General features: G+C 31.6%; 23 protein-coding genes. 12 read left to right on the top strand and 11 right to left on the bottom strand.

Annotation, left to right across the window (positions count from 1 at the left end; all coding sequences use genetic code 11):
- Positions 1-63: 63 nt before the first annotated feature.
- From BK054_RS13490 to BK054_RS13460, 7 genes are all read right to left on the bottom strand, one after another.
- Positions 64-651 carry a hypothetical protein gene (locus BK054_RS13490; RefSeq protein ID WP_006265233.1) on the bottom strand — a complete coding sequence of 196 codons (588 nt, stop codon included), beginning with the start codon at positions 649-651 and terminating at the stop codon, positions 64-66.
- 87 nt (positions 652-738) lie between these two features.
- A complete protein-coding gene (locus tag BK054_RS13485) occupies positions 739-1,305 on the bottom strand; it encodes a hypothetical protein (RefSeq protein WP_058699571.1) in 567 nt (188 codons plus the stop codon).
- 84 nt (positions 1,306-1,389) lie between these two features.
- Positions 1,390-2,679 carry a kynureninase gene (gene kynU / locus BK054_RS13480; protein WP_006265229.1) on the bottom strand — a complete coding sequence of 430 codons (1,290 nt, stop codon included), beginning with the start codon at positions 2,677-2,679 and terminating at the stop codon, positions 1,390-1,392.
- A gap of 119 nt (positions 2,680-2,798) precedes the next feature.
- Positions 2,799-3,755 carry a hypothetical protein gene (locus tag BK054_RS13475; RefSeq protein WP_006265228.1) on the bottom strand — a complete coding sequence of 319 codons (957 nt, stop codon included), beginning with the start codon at positions 3,753-3,755 and terminating at the stop codon, positions 2,799-2,801.
- 32 nt (positions 3,756-3,787) lie between these two features.
- On the bottom strand, positions 3,788-4,792 hold the full coding sequence (locus BK054_RS13470) for a metal-dependent hydrolase (RefSeq protein WP_006258947.1): 1,005 nt from the start codon (positions 4,790-4,792) through the stop codon (positions 3,788-3,790).
- Between the two features lie 149 nt (positions 4,793-4,941).
- Complete coding sequence (locus tag BK054_RS13465; RefSeq protein ID WP_006258948.1) at positions 4,942-5,421, bottom strand: Lrp/AsnC family transcriptional regulator; 480 nt, start codon at positions 5,419-5,421, stop codon at positions 4,942-4,944.
- A gap of 88 nt (positions 5,422-5,509) precedes the next feature.
- Positions 5,510-6,661, bottom strand: a complete 1,152-nt coding sequence (locus BK054_RS13460) for a M14 metallopeptidase family protein (RefSeq protein WP_071307647.1) — start codon at positions 6,659-6,661, stop codon at positions 5,510-5,512.
- Positions 6,662-6,965: 304 nt separating this feature from the next.
- Here BK054_RS13460 and BK054_RS13455 point away from each other — a divergent pair, with 304 nt between their 5' ends.
- The 6 genes from BK054_RS13455 (at position 6,966) to BK054_RS13430 (ending at position 12,105) form a co-directional block, all read left to right on the top strand.
- Complete coding sequence (locus tag BK054_RS13455) at positions 6,966-7,478, top strand: helix-turn-helix domain-containing protein (protein ID WP_006265227.1); 513 nt, start codon at positions 6,966-6,968, stop codon at positions 7,476-7,478.
- A gap of 87 nt (positions 7,479-7,565) precedes the next feature.
- On the top strand, positions 7,566-8,234 hold the full coding sequence (locus BK054_RS13450; RefSeq protein ID WP_006265226.1) for a spermidine synthase: 669 nt from the start codon (positions 7,566-7,568) through the stop codon (positions 8,232-8,234).
- An 87-nt stretch (positions 8,235-8,321) separates the two neighbouring features.
- Positions 8,322-9,440 carry a GNAT family N-acetyltransferase gene (locus BK054_RS13445; RefSeq protein ID WP_006258953.1) on the top strand — a complete coding sequence of 373 codons (1,119 nt, stop codon included), beginning with the start codon at positions 8,322-8,324 and terminating at the stop codon, positions 9,438-9,440.
- An 803-nt stretch (positions 9,441-10,243) separates the two neighbouring features.
- Positions 10,244-10,687, top strand: a complete 444-nt coding sequence (locus BK054_RS13440) for a GNAT family N-acetyltransferase (protein WP_006263519.1) — start codon at positions 10,244-10,246, stop codon at positions 10,685-10,687.
- Positions 10,688-10,691: 4 nt separating this feature from the next.
- Positions 10,692-11,771 carry an alanine racemase gene (locus BK054_RS13435; protein ID WP_006263518.1) on the top strand — a complete coding sequence of 360 codons (1,080 nt, stop codon included), beginning with the start codon at positions 10,692-10,694 and terminating at the stop codon, positions 11,769-11,771.
- Between the two features lie 94 nt (positions 11,772-11,865).
- A complete protein-coding gene (locus BK054_RS13430; protein ID WP_006261141.1) occupies positions 11,866-12,105 on the top strand; it encodes a twin-arginine translocase TatA/TatE family subunit in 240 nt (79 codons plus the stop codon).
- Between the two features lie 53 nt (positions 12,106-12,158).
- Here BK054_RS13430 and BK054_RS13425 read toward each other — a convergent pair whose 3' ends face one another.
- Positions 12,159-12,842: a phosphoribosylaminoimidazolesuccinocarboxamide synthase gene (locus tag BK054_RS13425; protein WP_006261140.1), complete on the bottom strand. Its 684-nt coding sequence runs from the start codon at positions 12,840-12,842 to the stop codon at positions 12,159-12,161.
- 160 nt (positions 12,843-13,002) lie between these two features.
- Positions 13,003-13,740 (bottom strand): OmpA family protein, encoded by a 738-nt coding sequence (locus BK054_RS13420; RefSeq protein ID WP_006265225.1) that lies wholly within the window; start codon positions 13,738-13,740, stop codon positions 13,003-13,005.
- A gap of 409 nt (positions 13,741-14,149) precedes the next feature.
- On the opposite strand from BK054_RS13420, the gene BK054_RS13415 reads away from it, so the two are divergent.
- The 3 genes from BK054_RS13415 to BK054_RS13405 all read left to right on the top strand — a co-directional run bounded on the left by BK054_RS13415 (position 14,150) and on the right by BK054_RS13405 (position 16,547).
- The gene (locus BK054_RS13415; RefSeq protein ID WP_006258960.1) at positions 14,150-14,395 is read left to right on the top strand and encodes a hypothetical protein; all 246 of its coding nucleotides are present in this window, start codon (positions 14,150-14,152) and stop codon (positions 14,393-14,395) included.
- A gap of 154 nt (positions 14,396-14,549) precedes the next feature.
- Positions 14,550-14,975, top strand: a complete 426-nt coding sequence (locus BK054_RS13410) for a hypothetical protein (RefSeq protein ID WP_225581547.1) — start codon at positions 14,550-14,552, stop codon at positions 14,973-14,975.
- A gap of 159 nt (positions 14,976-15,134) precedes the next feature.
- Positions 15,135-16,547 carry a PLP-dependent aminotransferase family protein gene (locus tag BK054_RS13405; RefSeq protein WP_006263515.1) on the top strand — a complete coding sequence of 471 codons (1,413 nt, stop codon included), beginning with the start codon at positions 15,135-15,137 and terminating at the stop codon, positions 16,545-16,547.
- A 64-nt stretch (positions 16,548-16,611) separates the two neighbouring features.
- Here the strand turns inward: BK054_RS13405 and BK054_RS13400 are convergent, their stop codons facing one another.
- Together BK054_RS13400 and corA are read right to left on the bottom strand one after the other, a co-directional pair.
- Positions 16,612-17,646, bottom strand: coding sequence for an LLM class flavin-dependent oxidoreductase (locus BK054_RS13400; protein ID WP_006263514.1), 1,035 nt, complete (start codon positions 17,644-17,646; stop codon positions 16,612-16,614).
- Between the two features lie 1,282 nt (positions 17,647-18,928).
- The gene (gene corA, locus BK054_RS13395; RefSeq protein ID WP_006263513.1) at positions 18,929-20,014 is read right to left on the bottom strand and encodes a magnesium/cobalt transporter CorA; all 1,086 of its coding nucleotides are present in this window, start codon (positions 20,012-20,014) and stop codon (positions 18,929-18,931) included.
- A gap of 79 nt (positions 20,015-20,093) precedes the next feature.
- Here corA and hutI point away from each other — a divergent pair, with 79 nt between their 5' ends.
- The 3 genes from hutI to BK054_RS13380 are packed head-to-tail and all read left to right on the top strand — an operon-like array spanning position 20,094 to position 23,095.
- Positions 20,094-21,335, top strand: a complete 1,242-nt coding sequence (hutI, locus tag BK054_RS13390) for an imidazolonepropionase (protein WP_006263512.1) — start codon at positions 20,094-20,096, stop codon at positions 21,333-21,335.
- Between the two features lie 39 nt (positions 21,336-21,374).
- On the top strand, positions 21,375-22,418 hold the full coding sequence (locus BK054_RS13385; protein ID WP_006263511.1) for a formimidoylglutamase: 1,044 nt from the start codon (positions 21,375-21,377) through the stop codon (positions 22,416-22,418).
- Between the two features lie 2 nt (positions 22,419-22,420).
- Positions 22,421-23,095, top strand: a complete 675-nt coding sequence (locus BK054_RS13380) for a response regulator transcription factor (RefSeq protein ID WP_006265222.1) — start codon at positions 22,421-22,423, stop codon at positions 23,093-23,095.

Genomic DNA, 23,095 nt, shown 5'->3' with positions numbered 1-23,095 from the left:
ATTTTTAAGGTTCTTGTTCTCTTTATAAATTTAGATAATATTATCTATTGGATTTTATTTTACTCAATATTTATTTGCCTTCCAGTTTTTATCAAATTTTCTTTTCTCAAAAAAGATATTTCCTATACTTAGTTTTATTTTATCTCTTATGAAATGCCTTCTATATTCTGCTGGTTCAAAATGATAATCATCATACGCTAGACAAAAAGCAATAAGTAATTCTTGATTAACATCATTATTGGCAATCATAAAATAATTATCAGCATAACTAATACTTATTCTTTCCTTATCCCACCAAGCGATTTGTTTCCTGTTTTCAAAAATAGAGCACTTTAGTCCACGATGAGCATAAATATCATATACCTTATAGTTATAATGACATTGATAGTGAGTTTTCCAATAAGAGAGCATTTCTAACCTCGCTGTATTCCCATGCTGATCTGTTAGAATATATTTTGCAGGCTTAAATAGACCTGTACCTTCTCCTCTTCTAATATTAAAAACAGGAATATCACTACTCGTCAAAAACAAATTAATATCTACAAAATCGCTATCTGCATTCTGTTCTGCATAAAACCTTTTCTCTTTATTGATAAACCCTTTGTACTTAATCAAATGGTAATCTATCAATTGATCTACTTCTATAACCATTATTCATCTATGTGTTTGACTCTATAAATCTAAAGATAAAAAGGCTCTCCACACTAGTGTTAGAGAGCCTTTTTATCCTAAAATGCTTTATTTATTTTTATTGTTAGGTTGCCACTGTTTATCAAAACTTCTGTTTTGAAAGACCAAGTTTCCTAAATCATAATTAAATATCCCTTTATCTTGAGACTTATAGGTATAATTATCATAAGCTAAACAACAAGCAATCAGCACTTCTGCATTCACATCATCATCCGCTATAATTTGATAATTATCTCCATCAAACCAAGACACTGCCTGCTTATCCCACCATGCTACTTGCTTTCCATTTATAAAAACAGAACACTTGCGCCCTCGATGTGCATAGATATCATATACTTTATGTTGGTAAGTACATTGATAATGAGTCTTCCAATAGGACTTCATCTCTAATATAGCTTCTCTTCCTTGACTATCAGTTAGTACATAGGTAGGGTACAACAGAAAGAACTTCTTTTTGACCTTAAAGGCTTGTTCATTGGTTGTTTCTGCAAACAAATTCACTTCTGCAAACAACTTAAAAAGCTTTTGCTTTCCATAATACTTCTTTTCTCCATCAATAAATATGTCATAGTGACTCCCAATAGAGATTTTATGTTGATTAATATCAATAATCATTCAGTAAACAATTTCTAATTCTATTGTAAAAGTAAAAAGAAAAGACGCTCCAAATACTATTGAAACGTCTTTCTTTATATTAAATTAAATAACTATTGCTCTTTGATTGCTAAAATTATTCCATTGCTGTTCTTGACCAATTACTTCTAATACTTCGATTAACTTATAGACTTCCTGATAAGAATTATACAATGCTATAGGAGCAAGACGAATAACATTAGGCTCTCTATAATCAGGAATAATATTATGATGTTTTAAGGCTAAACAAATTCTATAAGCTTCCTCATGGACTAATGCTATATGTCCTCCACGCTTATAATCCTCTGTTTCATTGTTATACGAATATCCATACAGTCTTAGTCGGGTATCGATGAGATACATCATATAAGCTGTCAAATTTAATGACTTTGCTCTAATATGCTCCATTCCCGCTTCTTCATATATATTTAATACTCCTTCCAGAGGAGCCATCGAGAAGATATTCGGTGTACCTGTCTGAAAGGCTGTTATATCAGAAGCTTGTTCGAACTCATGCTTTAGTTGGAATTGTGTTTCGTCTTTATTTCCAAACCAACCTGCAAGTCCCACTGATTTATTAAAATGTTTTTTATTGATATAAAGACCTGCTGTAGAACCAGGACCTGCTGATAGATACTTATAATTGCACCAGATAGCAAAATCTGGATTAATTAAGTCAAAATCATGTGCTACTGCTCCAATAGAGTGACATAAGTCAAAACCAATGTATATACCGCGTTTATGCGCTTCATTCGTTAGGCGTTGCATATCTAGGAGTTGAGCACTTCTGTACAATACAGAAGGCAATAAAATCACTGCTACATCTGGGGTCATCGCCTCTATCACCGCGTCCTCATCAATGAACACTCCATCTCTACTCTCTACTACTTTTAAAACTTCTTCCACCTTCATCCCCTTTAATGCTATCTGACTATCTACAGCATATCTATCTGTCGGGAAGTTTAAATCATCTACGAGTATCTTATAACGTTCTTTAGTAGGTTTCCAGAATGTCGCTATAACCTGGTGTATATTAAGCGTTGTATTAGCTGTAATCATTACCTCATTCTCCTGTGCATTAATCAAACGACCTACTCTATTTCCTAGATTCTTACCATAGTTAAAATAATGTCCATTCTCAACGTTCCAAATTAGAATACCTTCGTTCTTCCAGACCTCCATCACTTGTAACAAAGCTTGCTCTGCATCCTTAGACGCTAACCCTAGAGAATTACCATCCATATAGATCTTATTATCTGCTAAAGGGAAGAATCTTTCTCTAAATCTATATAATACATCTGCCTTATCAAGTGCTTTCGCTTGCTCTATGCCTGGTTTAAAATCTTTATTTGCCATTGATCCATCATTTTTATTAGCTGCAAATAACAACTATAAAAGAAAAAGAGCTTTTCAATCTGTGTCTAATAGCGAAACAAAGAATAACATCTATGTCTATTCCCACAAAAAAAGAGCAATTACTTGCTCTTTATATTTTTTAAAACCTCTCTCTGCTTGTTTAGATAAGCTACTTTCTCGGGTTCTCCTGACAAACTAATCAAAGTAGAAGTCCGTTTTATCATGTTAATGCGATGTTCTTGTGCGTTATTAAATGCAGGATCAAATGATAAAATACTATTTGGACTACTTAGATGTACTACACTTGCTTCTAATCCATCAGATTTTAAATAGTTATGAGAAATATCTAAGCCTAAATAAGACAGATAAAGCTCTATATCTTTATTTTTATACTTCCCTGTGCTTCCTATCAAGCTAAGTAGATCTATTACATCATTAAGCTCACTTTGTATTAGCGTTTTATCCTCTTCTGTTAATGTATTGATCTTATAAAAATACAAGATATCGTATACCAACGTATTTAATATATCAGGGCCTAAGTACACAGTGAGTTTAAAGTCCTGTAAAGCTTGCCAATATCGTTGTTGAATTCTTTTGATAGCTGAGGTTATCTCAATTTTTTTAAACGCTGTCGGTATTAAAACCCCTTGGTTTAATTCTATTTTCATTAAACGCAACTTCATCAGGTTATCTGAAGCTAAATACAAAAGCTCTGGAAGCTCTTTACACACCATGTGAAGTGTATGTCTACTTTTTTGTTCAAACCCCTCTAAAACGTTTAATTCAGCCTCTATCATCCTGATGTAAACTTGTTCTAAAGAATCTTCCTTTAATACTCTTAAGTTACAAGTAATCTTATCTCCTCCTTCTCTAATAATTAAAGAAGTAAGATTAATGTTCATTGCTTTTGCTATCGTAACTACCTCTGTCAAGGTAAACTCCACTTCTCCTCTGATTCTTCTATAACAAGCTTCCTTACCTAAATGAATTAGCTCAGAGATAAAATCAACTAGCTTTACTCCCTCCGGCAGTTGTTCTGAAATAATATGAATAAAATGTTTTTGATAAGCTGACATAGGTAAAAGAATAATAAGTTTTTATCATTTAGCTATACTCCTTGGAGTCTAAACCATAGCTTTTTCAATAATTTAAAACCATCTTTTCTCTCTTTTTTCACTTCTTCTACTTGTAGCTCTCCTTTATCATCTAAGTAGAATCTATAACTAAAAGCAAACTGCACTTCTTCTCCTTCATTTTTCAACAGACCAAAGCGCAAATCATTGAAATAGACTTCATCTTTCTTTTCAGAGAAAGTATAATATCCTTCACTAATCTTTACTAAGCGTACAATTAGTGGGTGACTCTCTAAAGACTTTATAAGAGTGTGGTTTTTAGGAAACTCCTGAAAGGTAATAGGAGACTTATCAAAGAAAGAGTACTCTCCTATTAAAAAAGAATCTTTTGTTTCTACAATAGCATTCCAAAGGATAGTATTCATCACTGTAGGTTTTACAGACATTTCTGTGTACTTAATTCCTTGGCGATCTAATGCGTCGGTAAAACTGTAAAAAGCGAATGCCTTAAGCATTAATGTAATAAATAGATAGAATGAACTTACATAGAACCCCATTCTATTATAAAACATTCTTTTGTCTAAATTTGACTTCTCTCGCATTGAACGCACCAAAAAGTATGCAAACGGTAAAGTGTATAAAGGATCTATCACAAAGATAGACTTGAATGCAAAAGAGTAATCAAGAGGCCAAAACAGCCTAGTGCCCCATGTGGTAAACATATCTAAGAGAGCATGTGTAAAGAACCCCCAAAAGAAAAGCCAAAACCCCTCTTCGTAAGTTACTTTATTCTTTTTCTCTATAAAATAGAGTAAATAACCGAACAAAATAGCTCCCAAAAAAGCAAATAGAATAGAATGTGTGAACCCACGATGTACTTCTACAGCTGTGATAGGATCAGTAAAAAAAACAGACAAAATATCTAAATCAGGTATAGTACCTGCTATTGCTCCATAAAGAATTGCCCTATTGCCTATCTTACGACCTACAATAGCATTTCCAACCGCACCACCTAGTATGATTTGTGTTAATGAGTCCATGGTTTTTTTTCAAAAATACAAATAAAAAGAAAAGATACCCTATAAACCTAATCACAGCTTGACATTTTTATACTCTCTATCCCATATAAATACAAAAAAAGAGAGTATCTAGTAGATACTCTCTTTTATATGTGATATACATTCTAATCTTAAAGTTCTTTAAAGATTGTATGCATTAAACGTTTTTTATCATTGATGCTTTCTTCTAGAGAAATCATTGATTCAGTTCTGTAAACTCCTTCGATATCATCAATCATGTAAATAACTTCTTTTGCATGACGTGTGTTTTTCGCTCTAATTTTGCAGAACACGTTAAACTTACCTGTAGTTACGTGCGCTACAGTTACGAAAGGAATTTCATTAATACGCTCTAATACAAACTTAGTTTGTGACGTGTTATGTAAGAAGATTCCAATATACGCGATGAAAGCATATCCTAATTTTTCATAATCTAATGTTAAAGAAGAACCTTGGATAATTCCTGCATCTTCCATTTTCTTAACACGAACGTGAACAGTACCTGCAGAGATTAATAGTTTTTTTGCTATATCTGTAAAAGGAACTCTCGTATTGTCAATCAACATATCTAGGATTTGGTGATCGATTTCATCTAAACGAAATTTACTCATAAATCAATTATTTATCTTATTATAATCTATAATTCTGTACAATAATACTAAATAAAATTTGGATTTTCTGAAAAAAAAATAAATTTTATTATTTTTTTAATAAATAATTAACCTCTTCAGCCTTTAAATCAATAACCTCAGTTAATCTTTTATCTAGTACTTCATCAATATTTTCAATACTTTCTTTAAAAAAGAGATTTTCTTTTATACGATGATGGACAAATTTACTCTCTTTTTTAATAATATCAACAATTATAGGATAAAGTTTAACATTATCTTCTTCTAATTGCTCTAAATATTGGATTTTCACAATATAATCCTCGTCAGTTTCTTTAAGTTTGACAAATTCAATAGCTATATCATTGAAGTTTTTACTGTTTTCTGGAATACTAAAATAGGAATCTACTGTATTATTCTCATAATTTGAAGAAAATATCTCAGAAACTACCACTAGTAAGCTTCTAAATATAATCTTTCTGCTTTCTTCTCTTATATAATCCTCAGGATAATGTCCTGCTTCAAATAATATGGTTGGTATACCTAGTGATTGACAATAATCTCCAATACAATTTATATTAAACCCATCATCAAACCTTCCTACTTGTCCTGGAATTACCTTTTGAAGTTCTTTGTTCATTGACACGATTAATTTAATTGCTTTTAAGCGATTATCGTTAATCTCTCTTTCCATATTATAAGAAGGAGCTAAAAAAGAAACTGTAGCAGGTTTCCCAGTCTCTCCTACCCCAAATATTGTTCGCTGATCATGTAGGTTAAATGCATAGTCTGGTTTATACTCTTCTAATAAAGTTCTAAGCAATTTACTTTCTGGTTGACTAAGGTCAATAGAGTCTCTATTAAGGTCTACCTGATTTGCATTTACTCGAGTATAATAATGTGCTCCATCAGGGTTCAGAATAGGCACTATATAAAAGGTAAATTTAGCATACCATTCTTTAATGAAACTCTCTTTTTCTTGATGGAGTAAAAGAAGAAAATCTAATACTGCTTTTGTTGTTGTAGATTCATTTCCGTGCATCTGAGACCACATAAAAATACGCGTGCTACCAACACCCCATGTTATCGTTTTTATCGATCTTCCTTCTACTGATTTTCCTTTCTCCTCAACCTTGAAGTTTAGGTTTAAGTCATTTAAAAAATCAACAATCATGTCAGCTGTCACATATCTACCTGACACACATTTATTGGTATAGTTATCTACTAAAAAGTTATAGTTCATCCCTCTATTATTATATGATGTTACAAATGTAAATAACTTATCTTTTACATCTGTAAACAATTTAAAGTAACTCTTTGTTTACAAAAGTAACATACTTAAACCATAACTACCATCAGCAACACTTTAGAAGTTTACAAAATTAAACAACGATACCCAACCTTCTTTTTATCAGCTCATTAGGCACTATCACTTAAACACAAACTTTAGTATTGTTTACAATTCTAAATATGTATACATTTGTAATATCATAAACGATATTACATTTGTAAACACTATAACTATTTACTTCTATAAACAAAATGCTATGGATAACTTTGTAAACAGACTTGAATTTATACTTCACAACTATGACTACTCTGCCTCTTCTTTTGCAGACAAAGTTGGTGTTCAAAGGTCAAGTTTATCTCACCTTTTGTCAGGTAGAAATAAACCTAGTTTAGACTTTATTTTAAAAATAAATGAAGCTTTTCCTGAGCTAAGTTTGGAATGGTTAATCAAAGGAACGGGTAACTATTTAGAGAAAGACAATACCACTACTATCACTAAAATTATCCAAACTCCTCCTTCTACTCCAATGACCACTCCTTACTCAACTGATCTTTTTTCGGCTGAAAAAGAAGAAGAATTAGCTCCAAGTTTTGTAGAGAAAAAAGAAGAAATAACAACGGAAAAAACCACCTCTATTCACGACCAAAAAGAAGAAAATAGTACTGAAAATATTCTCCCTCATTTTGCTTTAGGATCTAATAAAGGAGAGATTGAACAGGTGATTATTTTTTATAAAGATGGAACATTTAGTCAATTTAAACCGCGATAATTCTAATCCATATCACCTAGTAAAAATTGCCGTTTTAGGTATCTAATATTTGATTTATCTTTGAAGGAAAGTTGAGCTAGAAAAAAAATGATAAAGAGAATCTTAAGTTATTTTACCCCAGTTATAGAAAAGAGAATTCCCTCAAAAGTTAGTCAGCAATTAGAAGTGACTTGGATAGACGGACACTTAGTAGTAGACACCAAACACACCAACTACTCTTACGGCAATCTAGAAAAGGTACTAAAGAATGGGCTTAGTTTTATAGGTTTTGAGAAAATCAAAAAAATGAACAAGGTGCTTATCCTTGGTCTTGGAGCAGGTGGAGTTCTAAAGACATTAAGAGATGAAGTAAAATACCAGAGTGCTATTGATAGTGTTGAGCTAGATGAAGCTATTCTATTTATTGGTAAAAAGTACTTTGATATCGAAAAGTACAACACTAACCACGTTATTCACAACATAGATGCTTTTGAATTTGTCTTGCGTTCTAAAGAACAGTATGATCTAATCATCATAGATATCTTCCAAGATGCGAGAATGCCCGACTTCTTATTTGAACGTTATTTTGTTGAGAGGCTACAAGAATTATTAACCCCAAAAGGTTTCATATTATTCAATACCATAGTACTGACAAAAGAAGATGAGACTCGTAATGAACATTTTTACACTTTATTTCCTAAAGAAAACTATTCTATTCGGTCTTATCCTAAACAACAAAAGTATAACGAACTCCTTACTATCAAGAAACTACTATAACAACTGTACTTTTAATTAGACAAACCTTGTTTTTCTAATATTACAAATAAGTATCTTTGTAATCCTGAGTTTAAAAAACGAAACAAAATGATTGAAATTAGAGAAGCTAAAACGAATCAAGAAATTAAAGAATTCGTTAAGTTCCCTTTTAAACTATATAAAGACAATAAGTACTGGGTTCCTTCTATGATTAAAGAAGAGATCAAAAGTTTTGATAGAAACAACGATATCTTCAAAACTGTAGATGTTCACTTTTACCTAGCTTATAAAAACAATGAAATTGTAGGACGAGTTGCTTGCTGTATCAATTGGACAGAAGTAAAAGATTTACACAAGCCTAAAGTGCGCTTCGGATGGTTAGAAATGATTGATGATATTGAAGTGACAAAAGCTTTAATAGACACTGTTATCGCATTCGGTAAAAGCCAAAATATGGAATATATAGAAGGCCCTATGGGATTCTCTAATATGGATAAGGCAGGAATGCTTACTAAAGGGTTTGATTATATAGCAACCATGATAGGACTATACAACTTCGAGTATTATCCACAACATATGCAACAACTTGGTTTTAAACCTGAGGCTGAATGGATTGAATACAAACTCGATATCTCTAAATTTGATAAACCGAAAATAGACAAAATGTCTTCTCTTATAAAAACGAGATACAATGTAAAAGTACTAGAGTTCAAAACGATTAAAGAACTAATGCCTTATGTTGATGAGATGTTTGCTCTATTAAACAAGACTTATGCAGACTTACAAAGCTTTGTACCTATAGAGCCTTTTCAAGTAGAGCACTATAAAAAGAAATACCTACAGTTTATTCATCCAGACTACATCTCTTGTATTATGGATGAAAATAATAAAATGATTGCTTTTGCCATTACAATGCCCTCATTCTCAAGAGCATTCCAAAAGGCTAATGGAAAACTCTTCCCTTTTGGTTTTTGGCATTTACTACAAGCAATTAAGAAAAACAGTCATGCAGAGTTCTATTTAATTGGTGTAGATCCTGAATATAGAAATAAAGGAGTAACTGCAATAATTTTTGAAGAGATATACAAGTGTTTTTCAAAACACAATATCACATTTGTCGAGACTAATCCTCTATTGGTTGAAAACAATAAAATTCAACAACTCTGGAAACAACTAGATCCAGAGATTCACAAAGAACGCAAAACATATCGACTAGATATTCAATAAATATACAAGGTTAATAGAACTCACTATTAGCCTTTTTTTAATCCGTATTTTGGGTTAAACCCGGATTAAAAGGCTTTACACTTTATTTTGAGATGATCCTTATTTGGTAAATCAAAAATAGAAGTATGAGTACACAATGCTGTAATTTCGGTATTAATGAATAAGATAATAGCGTTTTGCTTGCACTTCTTAGGGGATTCCTAGGAGTTTTCTTGGGCTTTCCTTGCCCAGAAGGTGCTTTTCTCGAAGAAAGGTGCAAGAAACCCTCAAGCAATCCTCTAATAAGTCAGAACAAAACCACCTTTAGTTTATCACTAAATACGAATAAAAAATAGAATTTTTAAATCCGATATTTGAATATTTTATCATACCATTATTTATATTGTTGTTTATTTTACTTCTTAGGTAATTGTAGTAAAATTACTTATTAATCACATTTTGGTTAATAGTAAGTATACTTTGGTTTTGTCTTTTTATCTCTCTTATCACATCATTACTAAACCCTTTATAATAAAGGTATTGCCCCTACTTTTACTTATAAAAACAAAGTGCAATTACAATCAAAAAAAATTACTTTTTCTCAATAAATATCATTTAAACTTGTCAAAATATCATATTTTTTGTATTTTTACAAAAATCAAATTTATTTAATCAAGCTTATTTAGCTATTTTATTAAAAGAGATATTCCATAGAAACACAATATTCGTTTCTATTTTTTTACTTTCAAATCAAAGGTTTTTACCTTTTCTATTTTGTCTTCATCTTTTCTGTAAAGCCTAAATAAGCATATAAACATTTTTTTATGCTTTCAATTCATAAAATAGACAAACACACCTCTACAAACGAATCACAAATCAAAGAATATGTTGATTTTCTATACCTTCATTTAGAACAATATGGAGACGAGAAACAAGATATAGAAAAAGCAATTCACTACGCTCTTTCTTATGACAACAAACCAGGTGGATTTGTATTAGTTGCCAAAAATCCAAAACAAGAGATTGTTGGTATTACAGTCTTACTAGACACCTTAATGGGAGGATTTATCCCTGAACATATTCTTGTTTATATCGCGATAGACTCTAGTGTACGTGGTCAAGGTCTAGGAGGACAATTAATAGATAGATTAAAACAAGAGGCCCACGGTTCTATTGCACTACATGTAGATAAAGATAATCCTGCTCAAAACTTATATGAACGAAAAGGCTTTGAGAAAAAATACATAGAAATGAGATTAACAAAATAGGAAGATGGCTTATATAACATTAAATCAAAGTAAATTAAAACATAATTACAACAAGCTAGATGCTCTATTTCAGGAGAAAGGAATACACTGGGCTGTTGTAGGAAAATTACTTTGTGGTGATGAGACCTTCCTCAGAGAGGTTTTAGCATTAAACCCTCAACAAATATGTGATTCTAGAGTTTCTAACTTAAGAATGATCAAACAAATTGATCCTACAGTTGAAACCATTTATATTAAACCTGCCCCTAATGGTAGTATTGAAGAAATTATTGAGTACGCAGATATCAGTTTTAATACAGAACTAGAGACGATCAAACTTCTTTCTGAAGAAGCTAAACGTCAGAATACTGTACATAAAATTGTTATTATGGTAGAACTTGGCGAACTAAGAGAAGGTGTTCTAAGAGAAGAACTGATAGACTTCTACAGCCAAGTCTTTGAACTACCTAACATTGATATTATTGGACTAGGCACTAATCTTACCTGCATGTATGGCGTATTACCTAATAATGATAAACTAATACAGCTAACGCTATTTAGAGACCTACTGGAACTCAAATTTAAAAAGACAATCCCCTATCTATCTGGTGGTGCATCTGTAACGCTTCCTTTAATATTAAATGACACTATCCCTACAGCTATTAATCACTTTAGAATTGGAGAAACCTTATTTATGGGAACCAATGCCTATGACAATGTAGCTTATCCTGATTTTGAACAGAATATCTTTATGCTTCATGCAGAAATTATTGAGCTATATGAAAAGCCGATGATGCCTGAGGGAGAAATCGGATTGAAAATGACAGGAGAGAAAGTAGAGTTAGCACCAGAATGGGAAAATAGTGTGAATTATAGAGCGATTATAGACTTAGGGTTATTAGATATAGAAGAAGACCACATTACCCCTATCAATGCTAAGCAGCAATTCGTAGGATCTAGTTCTGATATGATGGTTATGGATCTAGGAGATAACCCAGAAAACTTAAAAGTGGGTGACACGATCTCATTTCATATGAGCTATATGGGGATTCTTAGAATTATGAATTCTAATTATGTTGATAAAAGAGTAATTGGTAGAGAGTAATTCCTTTATTCGCAAATTAAAATCATGTTAAAAAAAATTGATTAAGATTTCTCTTAATTACATTTGTTTTCCTCAATCAAAACATCTTTACAATATGGTTTCAACAATTATCCCATTAGGCGGAGTAGCTCCTTCTGAATTAATAGTTGTTGTTGCAATAGCTTTATTACTTTTTGGTGGAAAGAAAATTCCAGAATTAATGAAGGGACTTGGAACAGGAATTAAAGAATTCAAACAAGCTACAAGAGAAACAAATACAACTAATGCTATTGCAAATGAAAATATTCAAGAGCAAAAAAGCAATGTTGAATCGACAAATGAACCTATTAAATAAAGGTTTTAAGCAGAAAGAGGGATATTATAATAATATCCCTCTTTTATTTTCTCTTATTTTAAAAACTCTTTTTCTAAATCTAATGGAGCAATGTAGACATTGTCCTTATACACTCTCATATTACCACCAGAAATCTCGTCTATTAAGATAATATCATTAGTAGCTTTATCTCTTCCAAACTCTAATTTGATATCATATAACTCTAAATTCTTAGTAGCTAACTCATCCTTTATAATTTGACAAATCTCTTTAGTACGAGATTTTAAAATTGCATATTCTTCTTTTGATAATATACCTAACATTTCTAATGCATCGTCAGAAATAGTTGGATCAGCTCTTTCGTCATCTTTAATGGTTACCTCTACGAAGCTATCTAGCTGTTGTCCTTCTGTACAATAAGCGCCATATCTTCTAAAGAAACTTCCTACTGCTCTGTAACGACAGATTACTTCTAATCCTTTACCAAATGGTATCGCTTCTTTTACAATCATCGATACATCTTCTATATCAGCCGAAACATAATGTGTAGGAACGCTCTTTTGTGCTAAAACTTCGAAGAAGTGTTTTGTCATTTTCAATCCACTCTTACCTGCTCCATCGATAGTTAATCCCACTGTATTTGCACCTGGATCGAATACACCATCTTCTCCTGTTACATCGTCTTTAAACTTTAAAAGAACTTGATTGTTTGATAGACTATATACATCTTTAGTCTTTCCTTGATACTTTAATGTCATTGTGTGTTAGTGTTGTTATTAAAGCTCAAAAATAAGACAAATGTCCCAACTCCAACGATTTTTCAGAAACTTTATTTATAGTAGCTATGTCTAAAACTAAACAACATAAAAAAAGCTGGAAGTAATGAATACTTCCAGCTTTTATATTTATACTTATCCCTTAAATAAGGTCGAAATCACATCTTCTACTTTCTGATCCTCCACTTCTATAACTACCTTCTTTAGGAGGCACATTCTGATACACAGTTTCAACTAATTTTAATAATCTAGACGGAGAAATTCCTTTCATGACCATATAATTAATAACTCTATCTGCTCGTCTATCAGCTAACCACTCATCATATTTAGCATTACCTCTCGTATCAAAATAAACGTGAACTCTCACTCTAGCTTCTGGATTATTATACATATAAGCTACTATCTCATCCACTGATGCTTTATTATCTGTATTTAAATAAGAACTATTAAAATCGTAATAAAAAGATGGCAATGTAGAGCTATCATAGTTTACATTAGAAGTTCTAGTTGTATTATAATCGCCACTTGCTATTGTATTACCTCTATTTTGAGATTCACTTACTACACTTGTTAATCCAAAATTAGCAACTACACCATTATCCATTTGATTCAAAAGAACCTCTGCTTTACTATAATTCTTTGCAGCTGTAGATACCTTATGAATATCTGTCATCCTTTTAGGTTCGAAAACATAAGCTCCATCTGCAGAAGTATATACTGTAGCTATTCTATCTCCTGATGAATTAAAGAATGTTACTTCTCCTTCTCCTATCGGATTATTTGTTTTTTTATCAAATACCTTACCCTCTATTTTCTGAGCAGATACAGAAATAAAACTAAATAAAGAAAGTCCTAAAGTTATTAATTGTAATTTTTTCATATCATTCTAGTATAGACTAATAAACATTATTATTCTCCTTACACAAAACTACACTTTATTTTATAATTTTTAACATTATAGTTGTTTTATTTAGAGCAATATGTTTTGTTTTTGCTTTTTACCTAACAATAAATAAATATACAAAATACAATTTCATTATTTATTCTAATTTAGATTAAAAAACTCAAATATTACACCATAGTTGTCACTTATTGTTAATTTACAAAGTCATTGTTATCGATTTCGCTTTCAAAAAAGAAACATTATTAGTAGTTATACTTCTAAATAATGAATTCAATAAAAAATCCCTTACAATCAATGAAAATAATATAAAAAAAACACCTTTTGCGAATTATTTTAATCATTTGTATAATTTTACAGCGATACAATATATTTAATTAAGAATCTAATGACAGCGGAAGAACTAAATATTATTGCAGAAAATGCTCTTAATGATCAATACAAAAAAATAATAAATCAACTAAAAGAATCTGCTATAAAAGGAAAGAACTCATGTATTATAAAGAATTTACCGACTTCTATATCGAAAAAACTAAAAGAAAAAGGCTTTGTCATCATTCCTATATATAAATATAGGTACAATTACTTCCTCTTTAAAAAGAGGAGAATAAAATATTTTTTAATCCAGTTTTAACTTGTTTTATAGATAACAGATTTTCACACCTTACTAACCTTTTACACATACCTTATCTTAAAACTGGAATAGTGTTTGTGCATTCATTATTAAACACATACAATTTTTAATAATGAGACTTTTACTTATTTTTTTTCTATATTCTTTTTACTGTTTGGGTCAGAATAAAAAGACTACAATCACTGCCTATCAAAAGAAAACTCTACAAGAAAAAAATATTGTTAGAATTATTAAAGATTCTTTAGGTAATGAATCTTATCAATTCCTAATCAAACCTAAAGCTCTTAAAGCTGAAATAGAAGAGTACTTTACTCCTCATTTTTCAAAGATTACTTCTCCTATACTAACTATCTTGAAGCATAATAATCTATACTATTTTATTTCTAATAGTAAGGATTATACTCTTATTTCTCTTGCTCATTTAGTTTCTATACCACGTGTAGAAGGCGATTACCTTATCTATGGAAGTAACCATTGTATTACACCTAAAGACAATACTAACTGCTACCCTTCCTCAGACGGATCTTCTTGTCTAGAAAAACAACCCTCATGTATAAAATTAATAAACAAGAAAAATTAAAAGCTTAGATTAAAGGACTACATTCTCTTTTATAAATAAAGAAACAAAATTCTCTTTTTCATTGTACCTTTGATTTGATTTTATATCTAATCTCTATTTTGTATTAAATAGCCTTAGATTGATTTAAATTCATTTACTTATTTCATACACTTTATTAATATGCTTAGACCTTGGCCCTTACAAATTCAAATTATTAATACTGAAAAAAAAGCTATCTATCTCCAAATAGCTGACGCTATTATAGAAGCTATAAAAACAGGTCAACTAAAAGAGGAAGAAGCCCTACCAGGAAGTAGAAAGTTAGCAGAAATCTTAGGAGTAAATAGAAATACAGTTATAGAAGCCTATGATGTCTTATTAAGTGAAGGTTGGATTATGTCCAAATCGCGTAGTGGAACTTACGTCTCTAAACTTGCTGACATAAATATAACTCCTCTCAATAAAATTCCTATAAAAAAAGAAAGTAAATCAACTATTCAATACAATATCACCGTTGATGATGGAAACCCTGATACTTCTATTGCTCCTGTTGAAGAATTAGCAAGAGCTTATCGCCAAATATTTAAGCGAAAAGGAAAGTGGCAGATGATGGGATACTCATCTCCTCTAGGATTATTTGAGTTTAGAGAACATATTAGTAAAATGCTAAATCATTGGCGAGGTATGCAAGTAACTGCCGAAGAAATATGTATTTCTAGAGGAAGTCAAATGGCAATGTACCTTATCGCTCAAGTACTACTAAAGAAAGATGACTATATTATAGTAGAACATCCTGGATATAGAAAAGCATGGCACACATTTGAGCATGCTGGAGCAAAATTGTTATATGCTAATGTAGATGAACAAGGAATTGATATCAATCAAGTCGAAAGTCTTTTAAAAGAAAACAAAAGAATTAAAGCTATTTATATTACTCCTCACCACCAATATCCAACTACAGCAACCCTTAGTTTACAGAGAAGATATAAGCTGATAGAGCTCTCTAACTTGTATAACTTTACTATTATAGAAGATGATTACGACTATGAATTTCATTACGGACATAGACCCGTTATGCCGATTAGTAGTCTTCCGAATGTACTAAACTACGTATATATAGGAACATTAAGTAAAGTCGTAGCTCCTTCTCTACGTATCGGTTATATAGCGACTAACAATGATCTGATTCAAAAAATAGGTGAACTAAGAAGTATCATCGATGTACAAGGTGATAATATCATGGAACAAGCTATCTTACAATTAATGGATGACGGGACCATAAGAAAACATTTAAAAAAAGCACATAACTACTATAAAAGCAAGAGAGATATAACTGCCGATTTACTAGATAAAAACCTTAAAGAACAAGTAAATTATACAATCGCTGATGGAGGGTTAGCAATATGGTTAGTTCCTAAAAAAGAAACAGATTGGGACAAACTCAAAAAGAAACTAGACCTAGATAAAATTGCTTTTATGGGACCTGAAAGGTTCTCCTATAGTGATAAATTACAAGGGATACGGTTTAGTTTTGGATCATTGTCAGAACGACAAATAGAAGAAGCTATACTATGCTTAAAAAGACATTTATAACAAAAATAAATTCCTTTAGTAAAGACTTTACTAAAGGAATTTATTTTTGTTATAATCATTGGTATTATTTACGCAATGCTTTTTTAACTGCAGGAGCAATTTTAGTACCTAATAGCTCTATATTTTTCATCTGTGTTAAGTGATCAGGCGCTCCTAAATCACTGTGCATTAACCAACGTGTTAACCCAAACATCTCTTGATGATATAAAATCTTATCTACTACTTGATCCACATCTCCTATGAATAAAGCACCGTCTCTACTTCTTCCTCCTTCATACTGCTCATAAGTGTAAGGTTGCCATCCACGTGATGCCCCAATTCTATCCATCTGTTCTTTATATACAGGGAAATAATCTTTAGCTAAAGCATTTCCGTCTACTCCTACTAATCCATGTGAGTGCGTAGCGATCTGCATTTTACTAATATCATGACCTGCATTAATATACTCTTGTTTATAGTAGTCAAAGAATGGTTTATACTGTTCTGGCATTCCACCAATAATAGCGAACACAAGAGGCAATCCTAATTTAGCCGCTCTTAATACAGACTCTGGTGTTCCTCCTGCTGCAATCCATACATCCATTGGCTGTTCACTTCTTGGGAAAACCTGCTGTTCTTTTAGAGAAGCTCTGTGTTTTCCTGTCCAGGTCAATGGACCATCTATTGCATTGATATTCAACAATAAATTAAGTTTTTCTGTAAACAACTCATTGTAATCATTAAGATCATATCCAAACAAAGGGAATGACTCTATAAAACTTCCACGTCCTACTGTAATCTCTGCTCTACCATTAGACATAGCGTTTATAGTAGAGAACGATTGATATACACGTACAGGATCATTAGAGCTCAATACAGTAACAGCACTCGTCAACTTGATATTCTTAGTTACTGTAGCTGCACCAGCTAATATAATATCTGGAGTAGAGACTGCGTAATCTTTACGGTGATGTTCTCCTATACCGAAAACATCCAATCCTACTTCATCCATTAACTTAACTTCTTCTATAATCTCATTTATACGTTGTGTACTTGACTGATAACTATTGTTTTGTTTGTCGAATTTTAAATCCCCAAACATGCTAATTCCTATTTCCATCTTTATCATTTTTTATTATACTATAAAATTACTCCTATTAATATGGATTATACTTAATCTATATTAAGATATGCACAGCCAGATATTGTCAATAATGCTCTAGCCCTGTATAAAAGCTTAATATTATTCAAAGAAAATGACCAAAAAGGCATTTTAAGTTAAAAAAACAGCTTATTCAAACATAAAAGTATTACAGTTTTCTACATTTAATTAAAGAACTTAATCTCTTTTAGTATAATTTGAAGTTGTAAGAGATATAGATTAACAATCAAAAAGTTTTATTCGCAAAAAGGACACTTTTAGTAAGTTTTAGCGTCAAATTAGGAAATTATACTGTGCTTTTTTTATACTTTTGTCCTACAAGATTGATAATAATAAGTTTTAGAAGTATAAATACTAGATTCTTTAATACTCCTTACTTATTACAAGTAAATCTTACGTCTTATCTGATTAAGACACTATCATTCAGTATTTTATTATTTTTCAATAAAGCTGAATGCTAAATAAGAACTATCATAGAACATAACGTTCTATTTAAGTTATAATGTTGTTTCCTATTATGAAAGCTCTATTGTTGTTGATAGAGCTTTTTTTTATTGTATCCTATAGTAATTTTTAAACGTTACTAAAACAGCAAAATTACTTTGATTATCAATAAGTAATATATCCTTAAAGATCATTAAAAATTAGAAAACTAAGTGCATGTTCTTCGGGAGTTTATTGGGCAGTCTTTGGATGCTCTTCGGAAAACTGCCCCTCAGTCCGAACAAATACTGAACTCTTCCGAAGAGCTTCCGAATAAATGGGTGTATCAAAAACTCATAAATACTGGTAATGAGGTATTTATGATTTAATAAATGGAAATAAATAGACTTTTTTGGAAATATTGAGAAATATTTGGAAAAGAATGGAAGAAAATGGAAAAAAGTGGAAGTAAGCACTTTTTCTTCGAAAGAAATAGCTAAACAACTATTTCTTTCTTCAACTCTTAAAATATTGAAAGCTCTACCAAATACTCTATCAAGATTAGTTTAATATTTCTTTGCTATCCATCATAAAACAAAGATATTGTTTTAAACCCAGATTAAGCGATAAACATAGAAACGAAAAGTAATTATACAAAATAGCTCTGAATTTAAGAAAAAAGCATACTGTAGTATGGTTTTAGAAGAAATGAAAGAGATATGAAGTAGAATTGCTTTGCAGTCTTTGGCTAATGCTTAATCTGGGTTAAACTTTCCTTCTCGACTTTTACAGTCAATCTAATATAACAAGAAGTTTATTAGAACCATTTTCTCCATTTAAAATAACTTATCATGAGAACAACCAAGCCTAACATTACCCATAAAGTATAGAAATAACCATTCTCTGTTTTTAATTCTGGCATATTCTCAAAGTTCATTCCATACACCCCAACAATAAATGTTAGCGGAATAAAGACTACAGATACAATAGTCAATACCTTCATGATTTCATTCATTCGATTGCTCTGAGAAGAGAAATAATAGTTGGTAGCACTATCTAGTTTGTTTAGATTATAATCTATCTGATCGAGCATTTCATAGCTTTTATACTGTAATCGGTCAAAGAAAACAATACTATTTCTACTGATTTGACTCTCTACATTCTTTTTATCATGCTGTGTTTTTAGGTTGTATAGCACTTCTCTTAACGGTATAATAGCTCGTTTTACCTCTTGTAGTTGTTGAGTATATTCTTCTATACTTACCAGAATTTGCTTGTGATATTTAGTTCTAGCCTCTAAAAGAATCTGTTCTACATTATCTTCTATCAAGTCTAAGGTTACAAAATAACTCTCCATTAAAGAATCTAGTAATCCATATAATAGATATCCTGAATCTTTTCTTCTTATTTGTCCTGTTTTGGTTCTAATACGCTCTCTGATCAAATTAAAGAAGGCTCCTCTTTTCTCTTGAAATGACAACAGTACATTCTCTTGGAGGATAAAGCTTATCTGTTCTATCCCTACTAGAATATCTTCATTAGAAGACGGCAAAATGGCCTTAACGCTAAAGAACAGTGTATTATCTAACTCCTCTACTCTTGTTCTTCTAGAGAAATTTAGAATCTCTGCCATGATATAAGATTCTATATGAAAAAAACTTCCAACTTCTTTTAATAAATCTATATCATGTAGTCCATGTAGATTAAACCACTTTATAGCATTAGGAGATGCTGCTAATAATATCTCTTCTATTTCCTTCAAACTTAAATCATTGTACTCCTCGAATGTATTCTCATCGTAGATAAACAATTGCATAGAAATAGGTACCTCTGGAAAAGAACCTGCATATTCTAGAGAATTTGGTTGAAGTTTTCTAGTTTTCTTATATTTAACTCGTCTCACATTTTGTAAATTTGCTTAAAGATAAAAGTTTTTAGACTTTTATCTCATTTATAAGCCTAAAAAAACAACTCAAACAAATATGAAAACACTAATTAAGAATATAAAAGAAATACTACAAGTTAGAAATGAAGCTATAGAGAAAGTATCTGGTGCAGATATGGCAACTTTACCTAAGCTAGACAATGCATATCTAATTATAGAACACGACTTGATAGCGGATTATGGTACGATGGATACTTGTCCTAATGAAAGTGAAATGGATCAAGTAATAGATGCTACTGGGAAAACCATCTTACCTACATGGGTAGATAGTCACACACACTTAGTCTATGCTGGTAATAGAGAATTAGAGTTCGTAGACCGCATCAATGGGCTTAGTTATGAAGAAATCTTCAACAGAGGAGGTGGAATCTTAAACTCTGCAAAAAAACTACAAGAAACTTCAGAAGAAGATTTATATGAACAATCGCGCAAACGTTTAGAAGAAGTAATCAGTCAAGGTACTGGAGCTGTTGAAATAAAATCAGGATACGGATTAACAGTAGAAGCTGAGCTTAAGATGCTACGCGTGATTAAAAAACTAAAAGAAAACTACCCTATAGCCATTAAAGCTACTTTCTTAGGTGCTCACGCCTTCCCTACTGAATATAAAGATAACCACCAGGGATATATCGACCTTATAGTCAATGAAATGATTCCAGCTATTGCTAAAGAAAACTTAGCTGAGTATGTAGACGCTTTCTTAGAGACAGGTTATTTCTCTTGTGAAGAGACAGAGCGTATCATTAAAGCAGGACAAGAACACGGGCTTATTGCTAAAGTACATGTTAACCAGTTTACTGCTATTGGAGGAATCGAAACTTGTGTAAAAAACGGTGCTCTATCAGTAGATCATCTAGAAATAGTAACAGACGAAGATATCGAAATTCTAAAAGGAAGCAAAACAATGCCTGTAGCCTTACCTACATGTTCTTTCTTTATTTCTATTCCTTATACTCCTGCTAGAAAGATGTTAGAAGCAGGTCTACCACTAGCTTTAGCTTCTGATTCTAATCCTGGTACTACACCGTCTGGAAATATGAACTTTGTCGTAGCTACAGCATGTATCAAAATGAAAATGACTCCTGAAGAAGCGATTAATGCAGCTACAATAAATGGAGCTTATGCAATGGGACTACAACAAGAGTACGGTAGTATAACAAAAGGTAAAAAAGCTAGTTTAATTATCACAAAACCACTAAATTCATTTTATGAATTACCTTATGCTTTTGGTTCTAACCTTATAGATCAGGTAATTCTAAATGGACAAATACAAAAATAAAAGATACCCTAGTATCAATTGCATCACAACAACATCGCTATGAACAAACAAAAACTAGTGTTATTTAAGAAAACTGATTTGGTTGCCTTGACCAAATTCAGAAGTGGGGAAATCAAATTTGGTGAAAGAGTTCACACTTTAGAATCAGAAGAGAATTGGCATAATGAATTAACCGCTACAGACGCTAAATATGCTATTATTGGTATTCCTGAAGATATAGGTGTAAAAGCTAATCTAGGCCGTACAGGTACTTCTTCTGCTTGGCAAAATTTCTTAAACAGCCTTTTAAATATTCAACACAACAGATTCTGTAAAGGAAGTTGGACTACGTTAATTGGCCATTTAGATTTCAGTGAAGAACAAAAAGAAGCAGAACAACTAGACCCCAATAATAGAGAAGATCGCAAAAGACTCTTCGAATTAGTGTCTCGTATAGATAAAGAAGTATCACATACCATCGCTAAAATTGTAAAGGCAGGCAAAATACCTATTGTTATAGGTGGTGGACATAATAATGCTTATGGTAATATTAAAGGACTTGCCTTAGCCAAGGGCAAAGCCATTAATGTAATCAACTTTGATGCGCATACAGATTTTAGACCACTAGAAGGAAGACATAGTGGTAACGGGTTTTCTTATGCATTCGAAGAAGGTTTTTTAAAGAACTATTTTATCTTCGGTCTTCATGAGAACTATACTTCTAAGACTGTTTTTGGGGATATAAAACTTCATGCAGACCGCGTTAAGTATAATACTTATGAGCAAATACGCATTCGCAAAGAGAAATCTTTTGACACCGAATTACTAACTGCTCAACGACATATCGAAAACAATACTTATGGTATCGAAATAGATTTAGATGCTGTACCACTAGTAGCTAGTAGTGCTATCACGCCTACAGGGTTCTCTGCTGAGAGGTTGAGACAGTTCATACACTACTTTGCTAAATCTAAGAATGTTGGATATCTTCACATCTGTGAAGGGGCTCCTTCTTTAGATTTCGAGCAGAACAGTCATCTTGTAGGGAAGTTAATCACTTATTTAGTAACAGATTTTATCAAATCAAATACAGAAAAAATTTAGTCTTGAATATATTACTTGTAGAAGACGATTCTCGCATCAGTGACTTTATCGTCAAAGGTTTAAAGGAAAATGGTATGCAAGTACAACTTGCTGCTTCTGGAGAAGAAGCTAGAGATCTTATTCTCAGTGCTGATTGGGATCTTATCTTAATGGATATAATGCTTCCAGGTATAGATGGTATTCAGTTAACCAAAATGATTCGTTTTAAAAAGAACTATACCCCTATACTGATGTTAAGCGCTCTAAGCGAAACCACTGATAAGATATCTGCTCTAGACAGTGGTGCTGATGACTACTTAACAAAGCCTTTTCACTTTAGCGAATTACTATCGAGAATTAATGCCTTAACAAGACGAACTAAATTTAATTACGAAAAAAAAGACCATATCTATATCTGTGGTGATTTAAAACTAGACCCTGAAAAACATCTAGTCACACAAGGAGATAAAACAATAGATCTGTCACCTAGAGAATACAAATTATTACTTTTCTTATTAGAAAATAAAGATCGCGTAGTCTCTAGGATGCAGATTCTAGAACGAGTATGGGGAATACAATTTGATACCAATACCAATGTAGTAGATGTCTATATTTCTTATCTAAGAAGTAAAATAGATGATTCTAAAGGAAAAATAATACACACCATAAAAGGAACTGGCTATATGCTACAAGAATGA

The organism is Myroides sp. ZB35, from assembly GCF_001865835.1.
GTDB classification, from domain to species: domain Bacteria; phylum Bacteroidota; class Bacteroidia; order Flavobacteriales; family Flavobacteriaceae; genus Flavobacterium; species Flavobacterium odoratimimum.
The sequence above is the reverse complement of the archived record's forward strand: the minus strand, read 5'-3'. Positions and strand labels throughout refer to the sequence as shown.

Coding starts and splice junctions, on each gene's coding strand:
- BK054_RS13490 (WP_006265233.1), bottom strand. CDS start 651: ATGGTTATAGAAGTAGATCAATTGATAGATTACCATTTGATTAAGTAC.
- BK054_RS13485 (WP_058699571.1), bottom strand. CDS start 1,305: ATGATTATTGATATTAATCAACATAAAATCTCTATTGGGAGTCACTAT.
- kynU (WP_006265229.1), bottom strand. CDS start 2,679: ATGGCAAATAAAGATTTTAAACCAGGCATAGAGCAAGCGAAAGCACTT.
- BK054_RS13475 (WP_006265228.1), bottom strand. CDS start 3,755: ATGTCAGCTTATCAAAAACATTTTATTCATATTATTTCAGAACAACTG.
- BK054_RS13470 (WP_006258947.1), bottom strand. CDS start 4,792: ATGGACTCATTAACACAAATCATACTAGGTGGTGCGGTTGGAAATGCT.
- BK054_RS13465 (WP_006258948.1), bottom strand. CDS start 5,421: ATGAGTAAATTTCGTTTAGATGAAATCGATCACCAAATCCTAGATATG.
- BK054_RS13460 (WP_071307647.1), bottom strand. CDS start 6,661: ATGAACTATAACTTTTTAGTAGATAACTATACCAATAAATGTGTGTCA.
- BK054_RS13455 (WP_006265227.1), top strand. CDS start 6,966: ATGGATAACTTTGTAAACAGACTTGAATTTATACTTCACAACTATGAC.
- BK054_RS13450 (WP_006265226.1), top strand. CDS start 7,566: ATGATAAAGAGAATCTTAAGTTATTTTACCCCAGTTATAGAAAAGAGA.
- BK054_RS13445 (WP_006258953.1), top strand. CDS start 8,322: ATGATTGAAATTAGAGAAGCTAAAACGAATCAAGAAATTAAAGAATTC.
- BK054_RS13440 (WP_006263519.1), top strand. CDS start 10,244: ATGCTTTCAATTCATAAAATAGACAAACACACCTCTACAAACGAATCA.
- BK054_RS13435 (WP_006263518.1), top strand. CDS start 10,692: ATGGCTTATATAACATTAAATCAAAGTAAATTAAAACATAATTACAAC.
- BK054_RS13430 (WP_006261141.1), top strand. CDS start 11,866: ATGGTTTCAACAATTATCCCATTAGGCGGAGTAGCTCCTTCTGAATTA.
- BK054_RS13425 (WP_006261140.1), bottom strand. CDS start 12,842: ATGACATTAAAGTATCAAGGAAAGACTAAAGATGTATATAGTCTATCA.
- BK054_RS13420 (WP_006265225.1), bottom strand. CDS start 13,740: ATGAAAAAATTACAATTAATAACTTTAGGACTTTCTTTATTTAGTTTT.
- BK054_RS13415 (WP_006258960.1), top strand. CDS start 14,150: ATGACAGCGGAAGAACTAAATATTATTGCAGAAAATGCTCTTAATGAT.
- BK054_RS13405 (WP_006263515.1), top strand. CDS start 15,135: ATGCTTAGACCTTGGCCCTTACAAATTCAAATTATTAATACTGAAAAA.
- BK054_RS13400 (WP_006263514.1), bottom strand. CDS start 17,646: ATGGAAATAGGAATTAGCATGTTTGGGGATTTAAAATTCGACAAACAA.
- hutI (WP_006263512.1), top strand. CDS start 20,094: ATGAAAACACTAATTAAGAATATAAAAGAAATACTACAAGTTAGAAAT.
- BK054_RS13385 (WP_006263511.1), top strand. CDS start 21,375: ATGAACAAACAAAAACTAGTGTTATTTAAGAAAACTGATTTGGTTGCC.